We start from the raw sequence: 211 nt of genomic DNA, 5'->3' as shown, positions 1-211 counted from the left end.
CTGGAATGCCCGCGATGAGCTGGAAAGCGTGACCCTGGTCCAGCGCGAGGACGGTTCCAATGATGCCGAGTACTACCGTTACAGCCAGGGCATGCGCGTGTTCAAACGCCACGAAACCTTCGCGGCCAACGCCGAGCATTTTCATCAGGTGCGCTACCTGCCGGGGCTGGAAATCCGCACCCGCGACAACGGCGAAGAACTGCACGTCATC

General features: G+C 61.1%; 1 protein-coding gene. It reads left to right on the top strand.

What is annotated here, in order from left to right; translation table 11 throughout:
- A partial coding sequence (locus M9827_RS27685; RefSeq protein WP_250608409.1) for a hypothetical protein occupies nt 1-211 on the top strand: 211 nt, incomplete at both ends.

Source organism: Pseudomonas sp. AKS31, assembly GCF_023634765.1.
Classification (GTDB): domain Bacteria; phylum Pseudomonadota; class Gammaproteobacteria; order Pseudomonadales; family Pseudomonadaceae; genus Aquipseudomonas.
Note: the sequence above shows the minus strand (reverse complement) of the source record. Positions and strands in the feature narration are given on the sequence as shown.